Below are 12539 nucleotides of genomic sequence, written 5' to 3'. Positions count from 1 at the left end.
CTCCTGCACCAGCTCCCTGACGCGGTCGCGCAGTGCCAGCGCATGCGGCGTGAGCACCATGGCGCGGCCCGCACGCACGAGGAGCGGGTCCCCGGTGGATTCCCGCAGCCGCGCGAGCGCCCGGCTCATCGCCGACTCGCTCAGGTCCAGGCGCTCGGCAGCTTTGGCGACGCTGCCCTCGGAGAGAAGTGCGTTCAACGCGAACAGCAGGTTCAGGTCGGCTTCTGTCGGCATGCCCGAACCTAGCACGGCCGCGGATCGACAGGAATCGAAAACTCGCCGCTAACCCGCATCGATATTAGATCCTTTTAAGATTTCTAGACTAAGTACCGCTTTGGTCACTCTCAGCGCAAGCGATGTGAAGATCTCGGCTCCTGAGGGTGCAAAGCGGCTGAGTCTCAAACCGGGCGCGGGCCCCGGTTTTCGCGAACGAACCGTCGCGCTTCATGCCGCGGCGCTGCGACAAACGCGCAGACAGATTTTTGTCGTGGAATGCGTCCAAGGTTCAACCAAGACTATTTCCTTCAAGGGCTGGCGCGGTTGGATCGAGAGCGAGATCCGGATGCTGGGTTGGCGCTGTTCGACAATGCGTGTCGCGACAGCACGCGCACGRACTCAGAACTGGACTCCTACGAGGTCATCTTGCGCTGCAACTATGCACGCGCGTTGCAATAAACCTGCTTGCGGCTGGATTTTGACACCTGCGATGATGCGCGCCAGATGCTCAACGCCATTTGGAGAGGCTTTTCCTGACGCGGCGATTGTGTCGACGCTGTCGACACAATTGAGCTGGAGCCACCTGGTGACCATCGTGGCGCTCAAGACGCCCGAGGCCCGCACCTTCTATGCCCAGCGCGCCGCGCAGGATGGCTGGAGTGTGCGGGAGCTAAGCCATCAGATCGACCGCAAGGCCTTCGAGCGCACGGAGATCGCTGCTGCCCAGACGCCCGCGCCGTCGGCATCGCCTACGCAGGTCTTCAAGGACCCGTATTTTCTGGACTTCCTGGGCTTGCACCAAGGCCATGACGAAGCCGACCTCGAAGCCGCGATCCTGCGCCAGCTGGAAGCCTTCATCCTGGAACTGGGGCGAGGCTTCGCGTTCGTCGAACGGCAAAAGCGCATGGTGATCGACGGGGAAGACTTCTACCTCGATCTGCTGTTTTTCCATCGCCGGCTTCGCCGCCTGGTGGCCATCGAACTCAAGCTCGGCCGCTTCAAGGCCACGCACAAGGGCCAGATGGAGCTGTACCTGAAATGGCTGGACAAACACGAGCGACAGGTGGGCGAAGAAGCCCCCATCGGTCTGATCCTGTGCGCCGAGTCCAGCCGCGAGCAGGTGGAGCTCTTGCAGATGCACAAGGACGGCATCACCGTGGCCGAGTACTGGACGGAGCTGCCGCCCAAGGCGGAATTGGAGCGGCAACTGCATGCGGCGCTGGTGGATGCGCGGGAGCGTTTGGCGCGGCGGGGTTTGTTGTTGGACGAGAAGAACAAAGATGAGTGAGTTACCGGCTGGATGGCGTGTTATCCCGCTTGGCACATTGCTGCGAGGAATTGAAGCGGGGCAGATCCGGGCGGTGGTCGGGCCGATCGCCTCGGAGCGGGTTGGCCTGGACGGCAATGGCTTGAAGCTGGTCGTTCAGTGGGGCGGCGAGCGCTCTACCGCTGCCATCGAATCGCTGAAGGTGATCGCCTTGGACCTGGCCGTGATGTCCATGAGCATGGAAGGCGCGACACGCTTGCCCGCATTCCTGCTGCACGACAGCCCCGCGCGAGGCGGACCTGGGGCTCAGCGTCTACCACCAGCTGCTTGACGTGGTGCGCAAGCTGGAAGGTGCGTCTTCTTCGGCTTTCCGATACATCGTGACCACCACGACGCGACCGCCGCCTGAGTTGCAGAAGTCACCGTGGCTGCGCCTGAAACTGCGCGGTGCGCCGCCCGATGAACGACTTCTGCGCTGCGATCTGCCATGGACGACATCAAGCTCTTCTGCCTCGATTCCGGCCGCGCCGTCGAACAAGGCGACGCCTCTGACCTCGAGAAACCGCTCCAGACGTTGATCGAGGCCAACCTCGACGCTCTGCTCGGCATCCACTTCCTAGCCACCGAGTACTCCACCGGCAAGACCCACGCCGGGCGCATCGACTCGCTGGGCCTGGATGAGAACAACTGCCCGGTGGTCCTGGAATACAAGCGATCGGTCGGTGAGAACGTCATCAACCAGGGCCTGTTCTACCTGGACTAGCTGATGGACCACCAGGCTGAGTTCAAGCTGCTGGTGATGGACAAGCTGGGCAAGCCGGCGGCCGACGCCATCGGCTGGGCGGCGCCGCGCCTGGTGTGCATCGCAGTCGACTTCACCAAGTACGACGGCCATGCGGTGCAGCAGATCAACCGCAATATCGAGCTGATCCGCTATCGGCGCTTTGGCGAAGAGCTGCTCCTGCTGGAACAGGCCAACGCCAGCAGCTCGAACGGCGGCCGTGCGTCGGCGGCCAAGACGGCGAAAGTGCCGAAGTCTCCGCCCTCGGAGGCCAGTGCGGCGAAGCCGGCGACGGGAGACCGGTCGTTTGCCGAATGGCTGCCCTTGCTTCCGCCCCACTTGAACGAATTGATGGCGTCGCTGGAGGGGCATGTGCTTTCGCTGGGCGACGACGTGCAACGTAAAGAGCTGAAGTTGTACGTGGCCTTCAAGCGCCTGAAGAACTTTGCCACTGTGGTGCCGCAGAAGGCGCGCTTGCTTCTGTACCTGCACCTCGACCCATCCCATGTGCTGCCGCCGCCGTCGAACGGACGGGATGTCAGGCAGCAGGGACATTGGGGGCGGGTGGCCTTGAACTGTCCCTCGCGTCGCAGTCGGATCTGAATGCAGCGAAGCCGCTGGTCCTGTTGGCGTATGAGGGCCGCTCGATGGTTGCGGTGACTTCTTCAGCGAGTTGACGGTCTGCAACAACGCCAGCGTTGCACAGAACTTGACTCGACCGGCTCTGCAGCTTGCCACGTGATGGCCGCCTGCAACCACTTGATGCTGGAGAAGCTCACCGGCCTCGCGGCTTTGAAGCGAATGCGCCATCTAGGGCCTGTTAACACAAACGAAGTCCGTCGGCGATCAGCGCGAAGCTGATGAAGCCGACGAACATCACGTCGAGTTTCTCGAAGCGAGAGAAGATCCGGCGATAGCCCTTGAGTCGTCGAAAGAGGCGTTCGATCTCATTGCGACGCTTGTACATCTCTCGGTCGTACTCCCATGGCGTCATCCGGGTTTGCTTGGGTGGAACGACGGGAATGAAGCCCAGATCGAGTGCCAACTGTCGTGTCTCATTGCCCTCGTAAGCGCGATCCATGAGCAGGTGCACAGGTCTGTCGGGTGCACCCAAGCTGCTCAGCAAAGCGCGTCCTGCGGGGGCATCGTGCGCTTGGCCCGGTGACAGCGAGAACGTTACGGCCGTTCGAGCATCCGCGGCAACCATATGAATCTTGGTGGTCCACCCGCCTCTGGATTGACCGATGGATTGGGGGCCGTTTTTTTTAACGCACCGGTGCCATCGGGATGAACCTTCACGATGGTGCTGTCCAGCGACACCGCCTCGATCCTGATGCACACGACCTGGGCCTGCTGAAGCTCGGCAAACACGCGATCCAGTACGCCGCTCTTGGACCATCGGTTCATGCGTGTGTAGATGGTGTGCCAGTTGCCGAAGCGCTTGGGCAGGCCTCGCCACTTGCAGCCATGCTCGGCGACATACAGGATCGCGTTCAACACACTCAGATTCGAGAGGCTGACATTGCCGCGCTGCACAGGCAGGCAGTGCTCGATCCGGGCGAACTGGGCTTGTGTGATCTCCATGCATGAAGTATCTCTCGGCATTCATGGTCAACTCAATTAGTGTTAACACGCCCTAGCTGGCTTGGCGGGCGCGCGCGGACTTGGTCCTATGTCATCTGGGGCGGCTTCAAGGGAATCACGTCGGCACCGATGCGCAGCTTGTCCAGGTAGTCCGCCCAGCGCTGCATCATTTCCCGGCGCGCGGGGGAGTTGGGCGGTGCAGTTGTACGCACGACCGTTGGTATCCCTGACCACGTGGGAGAGCTGGTGCTCGATGAAGTCCACGCGTTCGACAGGCGCCGCACGCAGGAACAAGCTGCGCGCCACGCGCTGTGCAAGCCGTGTGCTCAGTCCTAAGCTGGACGCATGTTGACATCCACACTTCAACCCAACTCTTCCTCCACCGCTTCGCGCACCGCCGAAACCCCGGAGGCGAACGATGCGAATCCGGCGCATGGCGCCGATGGCCTGCCGCTGCCGCGGCGTTGCTTGGCCGTCGCCGCGATCCTGGGCGCGGGCGTGCTGGTGGTGCTCGATGGCGCCATCGCCAACATCGCGCTGCCCAACATTGCCCAGCAGCTGCAGGCGACACCCGCGGACGCCGTCTGGATCATCACCGCCTACCAACTGGCCGTGGTCATGTTCCTGCTGCCGGCTTCTGCAGTCGGGGAGAGCTTCGGGTATCGGCGGGTCTTCGCGGGCGGCGTTGCGCTGTTCACCGTGGCGTCGGTGCTGTGCGCGTTGGCCCCATCGCTGCCATGGCTCGTGGCCGCAAGGTGCCTTCAGGGCCTGGGCAGTGCGGCCGTCATGCCGCTTGGGCTGGCGTTGCTGCGCTTCACCTATCCGCGCCGATTGCTGGCGCGCTCGATCGCGTGGAATGCGCTCGCCGTCGCAGCCGCTTCAGCCTCGGGACCCACCCTGGGTGCTTTCATACTCTCCGAAGCAAGTTGGCCCTGGCTCTTTGCGGTGAACCTGCCAATAGGCCTTCTCGTGCTCGCCGTCTGCGCAGCGTTGCCGAGCCCGGCGCGCTCGGTGCGCCGCCTCGATGGCTGGAGCATCGCGCTCAACGCGGTTATGTTCGCGTCCTTCGTGCTGGGGAGCGACAGGCTGGTGGCGCAGCCGCTGCACGGCGGCGCGTTGCTTGTGCTGTCGGCCGCTTGCATGGTCCTGCTGGTGAGGCGCGAGATGCCGAAGGCGGCACCGTTGATCCCGCTCGACCTGCTGCGCGTGCATTCCTTTCGGATATCGGTCATTGCCTCCGTGTGCTGCTTCACCGGCCAGATGGCCGGCCTTGTGGCGATGCCGTTCTACATCCAGCACGAACTCGGCCAGAGCGCGGTGACGGCCGGCCTCTTGATGACCCCCTGGCCTTTGGCGGTGATGCTGGCTGCACCGCTGTCGGCACGCCTGGCCCAGCGCGTGTCCAGCGCCTGGCTGTGCGCAGCCGGCAGCGCGTGCTTCGCGAGCGGCCTGGCCCTGTGCGCCCTGTGGCCGCTGCACGGCAGCCCGGCCGTGCCGATCGCTGCGTTCACGAGCCTCGCAGGCCTGGGCTTCGGCTTCTTCCAGACACCGAACAACCAGAACATGCTGCTCTCGGCACCCAATGAACGCAGCGGCGCCGCCGGCGGCGCGCAAGGCACCGCCCGGCTCACGGGGCTGACGCTCGGCAGCCTGTTGATGAGCCTGATGTTCGAGCTACTGCCGTCCCACAGCGCAGTGCACTGGGGCCTGGCGATGGCGGCTCTGGCTGCGTTGGCCGGGAGTGTGGCGAGCTTGCTCAGGAGCACCGCGAGGGGTCGCGCTGTGTGATGGGTATCGTGAGGCGAGGAGCCTCTTTTGGGGCCCGCCTTGCTGGTGAGAACGGCCGCATTTTTGAGGTGTACGGTTGTCTGCGGTGGGCCTGAAGCTCCGGGGATCGCAACCGGCTACAGTCGGCCAAAAAGCGGCCGCTCGGCAGCCAAGTTCCAGTCACTCGATGGCAGGCGCCCACACCCTAGAAATCGACATGCAACTTAAATCCTTGGGACAACGGCAGCCAGTCCATTGAGGGTGGCTGGACGAGGAGCCTCAGTTGCAAGAACATGTGAATCCGCGCAGGGAATGGCTTATCGTCACTGGGAATGCATGCGTCAGTTTCTTTTGTTCCGTAGACCCTCAAATCGAGAACGCTTCATGGGGACGAAGTATCGAAGACGCACCAAACGACCAGCGAGCAGGTGATGCTCCGACGAGCATGCCCGCTGACTGCGCGAGTCCGTCCACTGTTGAACATCTGGAAGCGATGGCATGAGATACGACATGGTCAAGGTCGAAGAACTGGTTCTGGCGCTGTTCGGCGTCTTCGAGTTCGAGAACGGACGCGTATGGAAGCGATATGACTTCGCAATCATGGATGAGCTCCACGAAAAAGGCCTCATCACCAAGGCTCACGGCAGGCAAGAATCGGTTTACCTCACGGACGAGGGAATGCGCCGTGCCAAGGAGCTCGCGGCCAAACACTTCGGGACCAACGGGGCGGCGCCCGTGGACCAATAGCTGCGGCATTGAGAGGACGTGTGTCCCATATTGCCGATCGAAGATCACTTCAACTCGTCGGGCAAGTCTCTTCTGAGCTCGCCGATGGACCTCACTCACCCGCAGAAGGCGCCTGGGTACGCCTGACGAAATCGAGCATCAGCGCAACGGCCGCATCTGCGTGGGTTTCGAGCAGCAGGTGGCCTGCATCCAGGACATGGGCTTCCATCCTGGGCAGCGCGCGCATCCAGGACAGGACCTCGGCCAGGTCGAAATAGATATCGTGCCTTCCCCACGCCATGAGGGCAGGGGGCTGCCGGTGCTCGAGGTACTGGGCGATGGCGCCGAAGCGAGCGGCGTAGTTTCCGTAGTCCGCGATCAGCGCCCGCTGGGTGTCCATGTGGCCCGGCAGGTTCATCACCCGCCAATCCTCTTCCCAGTGTTCAGCGGGGATGCGCTCGGCCACTTCCGGCGGGACGCCCGCGATGTAGGTGTCGCGTGTGCCTGCGAGCGTCAGGTGCGCGGTCGCCGCCGCCTGGTTTTCTGCGGTGGGCTGCGACCAGTAGGCCTGCGTTGCGGCCCATCCCGGTCCCCACCCCGTTCGATGCGCGTTGGCGTTCTGCACGATGAGGCCCAGGACTTTCTCTGGCGCCTGCATCGCGATCTGCAGGCCCACGGGCGCGCCCCAGTCATGCAGGTAGATGAATCGCGGACCGATCCTGAGCGAGTCCAGCAGTTCGGAAATCGCCTGGCCGATGGCGGGAAACGACGGGGCCGGCAGCGGCTCGGATTCGCCGTGGCCGGGCAGATCCGGCGCGATCACGAAAGCGGCTTGCGACAGCGCGGGTACGACCGCCCGGAACAGCCGGGCCGAGTTCGGGGTTCCGTGCAGCAGCAGCAGGGCGGGTCTGGACGCCTCGCCCGCGGTGGTGAACGCCAGTTCGGTACCGCTGGACAGGCGGAGCCGTTCCGTCTTCATGGCATCGCCCGTGCTGCCCGGCAGGGGCTTTCGTGTCGAGGCGGGCGGCTTCCTGGTTCCCATGCATCAATTCTGGCTTCAGGAAATTCGCCTCTTGTCAGCGCAGGCCGCTACAGCGTGTCCCGGCGACGCCTTCATCGGAAAGTCGACCCGTTCGGCTATAACCTCGATTTCCGCAGCGCCGCCAGGCGAAGGAGTTCTCGATGAGTTTGGATTTCACTTTCGGCCGCATGGCACTCGCCCTCTGCGCCGCTTCGCTCTTCACCGTGACTTCCGCGATGGCCGGCGAGGTCGCCAGCCAGGCGCCAACCGGGAGCCTCGCCGTCCAAAAATTGGCTGCCCGCACCGGACCGGAGAGTGTTCCCGTGGAGAGCGCAGGGCCCTACGGCGTCGACGCGGAAAGCGTGAGGCGCCATCTTGCCAACACCTTGGCAGGGGATTCGGTGCTGGGGCCGCTACCGCGCAACAACGAGCGCTACAGCTTCGATGGAAAGCTTCGTACCTACGTCGTACCGGTGCGTCCGGCCATCGACAACCCCATCAACAGCTATTCGCCCTACGACAGCAGTTCGTTCCGCCGAGATGCCGTGGCCGCGGATGCGTCGAATCTCGGCTTGCTTCAGGCGGTGTTCAAGCGCCTCGCTGCGGATTGAACGAAGCGCCGGCAACGGCGCATCGCCCGCTCCGCGCCGCGCACCGAAGGACTCGCAGGGCCAGGCCTCCGGTGCTGTTTGATCGCGGCGGCCGGCCGGGCGGATTCAGCCGACGGTGTACGGYGTTTCGGGCACCTGCGTGTGGAAGCTGGCATTGAGCATGTTCCACGAGCGGATCGCGCAGACCGCGAACGAGAGGTCCGCGATCTGTGCGTCGCTGAAGTGCCGCTTCACTGCCTCGAAGTCCGCGTCGCTGGGCGTGCGATGTGGCACCGCGTTGACGGCCTCCGCCCAATTGAACGCGGCGCGCTCGGCTTCGCTGAAGAAGCGCTCGGCCTCGCGCCAGCCGGCCACGGCGTTGACGTGGCGCGGGTCCATGCCCTGCTTGAGCAGGTCGGCCCAGTGCATGTCGATGCAGAAAGCGCAGCCATTGATCTGGCTGATGCGCAAGTTCACCAATTCACGCAGGCGCTTGTCCAGCGTACTGCCGGCGACGTGGGAAAACTGGGTACCGCCACGCGCTGCCGCAGGCGCGAGGGCGTGATAGTCGAGTCGGGCTGAGGACATGATGAGCTCCTTGTAGCTTGAGGGTTGAGGGAACAACACCTCTTAGACGAGCGGGCACATTGCCTTGTGACAGGCGCCCGGTACTGCTCGACCATGCCTCGGCCACTGAGCGGCTATTGCCCAAAACATCATCAGCGCGCCTTTTTGAAATCGTATATGATGAACATCATGCGAAATTCGAAACACACCGTCAGAACGGCAGCCAAGCAGGCCTCGCACGAGCGCATCGTCTCGGCTGCGGCGCGGGCGATCCGCCGCAGCGGCTATGACGGAACCGGAGTCGCCGACATCATGAAGGAGGCCGGCCTGACCCATGGCGCCTTCTATGCCCACTTCGCCTCGCGCGAGGCCATGCTGGCGGAAGCGGCGGAGCGGGCCTGTACGGAGTCGGCCGCCATAGCGGCGGAGGCGGCTGCCAGCGTGCCCCCGGAACAGACCTTGGCCTACATGCTCCACGCCTATCTTTCGCGAGAAAACCTGGAGCAGGTCGAGCGGGGGTGCCCCCTGGCCGCACTGGGCTCGGAAACCGTGCGCCAGACGCCCGAAGTCCGGCGAGTGACCACCCGCTACATCAAGGAAATGGTCGATCTTGTGGCCCGCCAGTCGCCGGATTGGGGGCAGGCCGGTGCCCACGAACGCGCGCTCGTGACCGTCGCCACCATGGTCGGCACCTTGCTGCTGGCCCGCGTCGTCGATGAGCCTGCGCTGTCCGACAGCCTGCGCGAGGCTGCCTTGAAGCACCTGCCCATCGCCTGAGAACACTGGAACCCATCGACCTTTCGCTCGCCAAAAAATATGACGAGCATCATGCGACTATCAAACACTGAAGGAAAAACAGGATGAACACGAAGTACAAGGTGGCCCTCGTGACAGGGGCCTCATCGGGCATCGGCGAAGCCATTGCGCAGAAGCTGTCAACGGCGGGCTACAAGGTCTACGGCACCAGCCGGCGCGGCGGCGGCGAGGTGGGAGAGCGAGCGTTCGCGATGCTGCCACTCGATGTGACCCAGGACGCGTCGGTCGATGCGGTGATCCGGCAACTGATCCAGCTGGAGGGCCGCATCGATCTGCTGGTCAACAACGCTGGCTTCGGGGTCGCTCCGGCCGGTGCGGAAGAGAGTTCGATTGCGCAGGCCCAGGCCATCTTCGACACCAACTTCTTCGGCATGGTGCGGATGATCCGGTCCGTCGTACCGCCTATGCGTCGCCAGGGGAGTGGCCGCATCATCAACATCGGCTCCGTGGTGGGCTTCCTGCCTTCGCCTTACATGGCGCTGTACTCCGCCACCAAGCACGCGGTCGCCGGCTATTCGGAATCGCTGGACCATGAACTGCGCACGCAGGGCATTCGCGTCTCGGTGGTGGAGCCCCCCTACATCAACACGCCGTTCGAAGCGAACTCGATGCAGCCCGACACGCCGCTGGACATGTACCGCGAGATTCGCGCGGGCATGGAGCAGCGGCTCAAGGAGGGAATCGCGGGCGCAGAAGGACCCGAGGTGGTGGCCGACATCGTGCTGAAGGCGGCCACGGCCACGCAGCCCAAGACCCACTACGCCCCCGGCATGGCCAGCCGCCTGCGCCTGCTGCGCAGGTTCGCGCCGGCCAGCCTGCTGGACGCCGGGGTGCGCAAGGATCTTCGGCTCGACGCGATAGCCCGCTAGCCGTTTCGCACTCCGTTCCAAACAACACTCCTTTTGAAAGAACACGATGACCTTCCAAGCACTGCTCGCCAGCAAGACAGATGACAAGATCACCACCCGCGTGGTCTCGTTGAGCGAACAAGACCTCATGCCCGGGGACGTCCTGGTCGACGTCGATTACTCCAACGTCAACTACAAGGACGCGATGGCCATCACCGGCCGCGCGGAGGTGATTCGCCAGTTCCCCTTGATTCCCGGCATCGACTTTGCCGGCACCGTCAAGACTTCTTCCTACCCTGGCATCGCGGCTGGCGACCGCGTGGTCGCCAATGGCTGGGGCTTGAGCCAAACCCATCATGGTGGCTATGCGCAGCAGGCGCGCGTGAAAGGCGAATGGCTGCTCAAGCTTCCAGCAGCCTTGTCCACCAAGGACGCGATGGCCATCGGAACGGCGGGGTACACGGCGATGCTGTCCGTGCTGGCGCTCGAGCACGGCGGGCTCACGCCTCGACATGGCGACGTTCTCGTGACCGGTGGCAATGGCGGCGTCGGTTCCATCGCCATCGCTCTCTTGTCCGGTCTCGGCTACCGGGTCGTTGCCTCCACGGGGCGGCTGGAGGAAAGCGAGTATCTGCGCAAGCTGGGGGCCGCCGAGATCATCGATCGCCGGACGCTGTCGGAACCCGGGGCACCAATCGCCCGCGAAAGATGGGCCGGTGCCGTCGACTCGGTCGGCAGCCACACGCTGGCCAACGTGCTGGCACAGACAAGGTATCGAGGCGTGGTCACTGCTTGCGGCCTGGCCCAGGGCATCGATCTTCCGGCCTCGGTGCTGCCATTCATCCTGCGCAATGTGACGCTGGCCGGCATCGATTCGGTCAATGCGCCCCAACAGGTGCGCATCGAGGCTTGGTCGCGGTTGGCGCGGGACCTGGATCTGGACAAGCTCGCGCAAGCGACGCATGTGATCGGCCTTGCCGAGGTGCCTGCAGCCGTCGAGCGATTGTTCGCAGGAAAAGTTCAGGGCCGTACGGTTGTCGACGTCAACGCATGAGTGCGCTGGATCAAGGAAAAACATGAGCGATCTGAATACTCACACAGCTGCTCACGCCGGCAGGCGCGCGTTGGTGACCGGCGCATCCAGCGGCATCGGCGCGGCCATCGCGCGTGAGCTCGCGGCGCTCGGCGTCGATCTCGTGCTGACGGCGCGGCGCCGCGACGCACTCGAAGCGGTCGCCGCGGCCTGCAAGGGCGTGAAGGTCGAGATCGTCACCGCCGACCTCGGCAAGCCCGATGCCGCGCGCACGTTGTGGGACGAGGCAACCGCCAACGGCCCGATCGACATCCTGATCAACAACGCCGGCTTCGGCTACTTCCGCCGCTTCGACGAGGTCGACTGGGCGCGCGACGCGGAGCTCGTCCAGCTCAACATGACCTCGCTCGTCGCGCTCGCGCGCTGCTTCGTCGATGCCCGCAAGACAAGCAGAGGGCCTGCGCACATGGTGAACATCGCGTCGACCGGCGCGTACCAGTCGGTGCCGAACATGGCGCTGTACGCCGCGTCGAAGGCGTTCGTGCGCAACTTCAGCGAGGGCCTGCATGACGAGCACCGCGGCACGCCGCTGTCGGTGACCTGCGTCTGTCCTGGCGGCACCGAAACGGACTTCCACGCCGCGTCCGGCGGGGGCGACTACTCGTGGATCGCGAACGCGTCGACGAAAAGCCCGGAGTTCGTGGCGCACGCCGCGATCCGAGCGATGCTGCAGGGCAAGCGCACGGTGGTGCCCGGCCTGTTCAACAAGCTCTCGTGCCTCAGCGTGCGATTCGTGACACGGCGGTTTGCATCGCGGGTGGCCACTCAGGTGCTTGGCAAGCCGCGGCTCGCGCTGCCGGCCCGAAGAGAAGCCTGAGAAGCGACGAGGCAATTGCGCCTTCTCGCCGGCGCTTCGGCCTCGTGCAGGTACGCCGTGAAGCCATCCTTGGCCGGCGGCACCGAATGGAGCAGCATCACTGCGCTGACCTGTCCGCGATGGCCCGCGCCGTGCGTGAGCACATGCATGAGCATCTCCTCGCGGGACATGCGCCCCGGTGCGCCGTCGGTGAACGCGAAGTCGACACTCTCGGCCAGCTGCGCGGGGTCGAGCGTCGAGACATGGTCGATGTATTCCCGGTCGCTTCGTCTGAGATCGGCCGCCAGCGCTGCGAGCGTCGGCATCTCGCTCAGGTTGGCCGACGGGTACGCGTGGGCTTCTCGGCGGAGGTGGGCGGCGAATATGCGGTCCACCACGTACGTGTGGCTCAACGCCTTGATGGCCAGTGGGGTGACCGGTGAGTGGTCGCCGAGGCCGGCGAGCGC

General features: G+C 64.3%; 16 protein-coding genes and 1 pseudogene. 11 read left to right on the top strand and 6 right to left on the bottom strand.

Features of this window, described 5'->3' with window-relative positions; translation table 11 throughout:
- Positions 1-234: LysR family transcriptional regulator (locus AC1DOC_RS07935; protein ID WP_478129631.1), on the bottom strand; the 234-nt coding region annotated here is incomplete at its 3' end.
- 328 nt (positions 235-562) lie between these two features.
- On the opposite strand from AC1DOC_RS07935, the gene AC1DOC_RS07930 reads away from it, so the two are divergent.
- The 4 genes from AC1DOC_RS07930 (at position 563) to AC1DOC_RS07915 (ending at position 2867) form a co-directional block, all read left to right on the top strand.
- Entirely contained in the window at positions 563-1504 is a 942-nt protein-coding gene (locus AC1DOC_RS07930) for a PDDEXK nuclease domain-containing protein (protein ID WP_155247925.1), read from the top strand.
- Positions 1497-1814, top strand: a complete 318-nt coding sequence (locus AC1DOC_RS07925; protein WP_155247924.1) for a hypothetical protein — start codon at positions 1497-1499, stop codon at positions 1812-1814. Before AC1DOC_RS07930 ends, AC1DOC_RS07925 begins: the two co-directional genes overlap by 8 nt.
- A gap of 156 nt (positions 1815-1970) precedes the next feature.
- Complete coding sequence (locus tag AC1DOC_RS07920; protein WP_018907349.1) at positions 1971-2246, top strand: PDDEXK family nuclease; 276 nt, start codon at positions 1971-1973, stop codon at positions 2244-2246.
- A 3-nt stretch (positions 2247-2249) separates the two neighbouring features.
- Entirely contained in the window at positions 2250-2867 is a 618-nt protein-coding gene (locus AC1DOC_RS07915) for a DUF5655 domain-containing protein (RefSeq protein WP_230537991.1), read from the top strand.
- A gap of 217 nt (positions 2868-3084) precedes the next feature.
- On the opposite strand, the gene AC1DOC_RS07910 is transcribed toward AC1DOC_RS07915, so the two are convergent.
- Both AC1DOC_RS07910 and AC1DOC_RS07905 read right to left on the bottom strand, forming a co-directional pair.
- Positions 3085-3848, bottom strand: a protein-coding gene (locus AC1DOC_RS07910) for an IS5 family transposase (RefSeq protein ID WP_478084678.1) whose coding sequence is annotated in 2 segments (ribosomal slippage) — positions 3085-3533 and positions 3533-3848 — 765 coding nt in all. Because the reading frame shifts where the segments join, the coding sequence is not laid out codon by codon here.
- 86 nt (positions 3849-3934) lie between these two features.
- Positions 3935-4118, bottom strand: a pseudogene (locus tag AC1DOC_RS07905) (integrase); the annotation flags it as partial.
- Positions 4119-4316: 198 nt separating this feature from the next.
- On the opposite strand from AC1DOC_RS07905, the gene AC1DOC_RS07900 reads away from it, so the two are divergent.
- Both AC1DOC_RS07900 and AC1DOC_RS07895 read left to right on the top strand, forming a co-directional pair.
- Positions 4317-5636, top strand: coding sequence for an MFS transporter (locus AC1DOC_RS07900; RefSeq protein ID WP_230537992.1), 1320 nt, complete (start codon positions 4317-4319; stop codon positions 5634-5636).
- 489 nt (positions 5637-6125) lie between these two features.
- A complete protein-coding gene (locus tag AC1DOC_RS07895) occupies positions 6126-6362 on the top strand; it encodes a DUF6429 family protein (RefSeq protein WP_230537993.1) in 237 nt (78 codons plus the stop codon).
- A gap of 91 nt (positions 6363-6453) precedes the next feature.
- On the opposite strand, the gene AC1DOC_RS07890 is transcribed toward AC1DOC_RS07895, so the two are convergent.
- On the bottom strand, positions 6454-7320 hold the full coding sequence (locus tag AC1DOC_RS07890) for an alpha/beta fold hydrolase (protein ID WP_018907352.1): 867 nt from the start codon (positions 7318-7320) through the stop codon (positions 6454-6456).
- Between the two features lie 203 nt (positions 7321-7523).
- Between AC1DOC_RS07890 and AC1DOC_RS07885 the strand changes: the two genes are divergently transcribed.
- A complete protein-coding gene (locus tag AC1DOC_RS07885; RefSeq protein ID WP_018907353.1) occupies positions 7524-7973 on the top strand; it encodes a hypothetical protein in 450 nt (149 codons plus the stop codon).
- Positions 7974-8078: 105 nt separating this feature from the next.
- Here AC1DOC_RS07885 and AC1DOC_RS07880 read toward each other — a convergent pair whose 3' ends face one another.
- Positions 8079-8540, bottom strand: coding sequence for a carboxymuconolactone decarboxylase family protein (locus tag AC1DOC_RS07880; protein ID WP_018907354.1), 462 nt, complete (start codon positions 8538-8540; stop codon positions 8079-8081).
- Between the two features lie 156 nt (positions 8541-8696).
- On the opposite strand from AC1DOC_RS07880, the gene AC1DOC_RS07875 reads away from it, so the two are divergent.
- From AC1DOC_RS07875 to AC1DOC_RS07860, 4 genes are all read left to right on the top strand, one after another.
- Complete coding sequence (locus tag AC1DOC_RS07875) at positions 8697-9296, top strand: TetR/AcrR family transcriptional regulator (protein WP_018907355.1); 600 nt, start codon at positions 8697-8699, stop codon at positions 9294-9296.
- Positions 9297-9379: 83 nt separating this feature from the next.
- The gene (locus AC1DOC_RS07870; RefSeq protein ID WP_018907356.1) at positions 9380-10204 is read left to right on the top strand and encodes an oxidoreductase; all 825 of its coding nucleotides are present in this window, start codon (positions 9380-9382) and stop codon (positions 10202-10204) included.
- Positions 10205-10250: 46 nt separating this feature from the next.
- Entirely contained in the window at positions 10251-11237 is a 987-nt protein-coding gene (acuI, locus tag AC1DOC_RS07865; RefSeq protein WP_018907357.1) for an acrylyl-CoA reductase (NADPH), read from the top strand.
- 73 nt (positions 11238-11310) lie between these two features.
- The gene (locus AC1DOC_RS07860; RefSeq protein WP_230537995.1) at positions 11311-12093 is read left to right on the top strand and encodes an SDR family NAD(P)-dependent oxidoreductase; all 783 of its coding nucleotides are present in this window, start codon (positions 11311-11313) and stop codon (positions 12091-12093) included.
- On the opposite strand, the gene AC1DOC_RS07855 is transcribed toward AC1DOC_RS07860, so the two are convergent.
- Positions 12042-12539 (bottom strand): DinB family protein (locus AC1DOC_RS07855; protein ID WP_478129630.1); only part of this gene is annotated, 498 nt, incomplete at its 5' end. The two genes, AC1DOC_RS07860 and AC1DOC_RS07855, sit on opposite strands and share 52 nt — an antisense overlap.

It is taken from the genome of Variovorax sp. 01T439_2 (assembly GCF_056398445.1).
Note: the sequence above shows the minus strand (reverse complement) of the source record. Positions and strands in the feature narration are given on the sequence as shown.

Excerpts from the sequence above, each read along its gene's own strand:
- AC1DOC_RS07915 (WP_230537991.1), top strand. The coding sequence starts at position 2,250 with ATGGACCACCAGGCTGAGTTCAAGCTGCTGGTGATGGACAAGCTGGGC.
- AC1DOC_RS07920 (WP_018907349.1), top strand. The coding sequence starts at position 1,971 with ATGGACGACATCAAGCTCTTCTGCCTCGATTCCGGCCGCGCCGTCGAA.
- AC1DOC_RS07925 (WP_155247924.1), top strand. The coding sequence starts at position 1,497 with ATGAGTGAGTTACCGGCTGGATGGCGTGTTATCCCGCTTGGCACATTG.
- AC1DOC_RS07890 (WP_018907352.1), bottom strand. The coding sequence starts at position 7,320 with ATGAAGACGGAACGGCTCCGCCTGTCCAGCGGTACCGAACTGGCGTTC.
- acuI (WP_018907357.1), top strand. The coding sequence starts at position 10,251 with ATGACCTTCCAAGCACTGCTCGCCAGCAAGACAGATGACAAGATCACC.
- AC1DOC_RS07875 (WP_018907355.1), top strand. The coding sequence starts at position 8,697 with ATGATGAACATCATGCGAAATTCGAAACACACCGTCAGAACGGCAGCC.
- AC1DOC_RS07895 (WP_230537993.1), top strand. The coding sequence starts at position 6,126 with ATGGTCAAGGTCGAAGAACTGGTTCTGGCGCTGTTCGGCGTCTTCGAG.
- AC1DOC_RS07885 (WP_018907353.1), top strand. The coding sequence starts at position 7,524 with ATGAGTTTGGATTTCACTTTCGGCCGCATGGCACTCGCCCTCTGCGCC.
- AC1DOC_RS07870 (WP_018907356.1), top strand. The coding sequence starts at position 9,380 with ATGAACACGAAGTACAAGGTGGCCCTCGTGACAGGGGCCTCATCGGGC.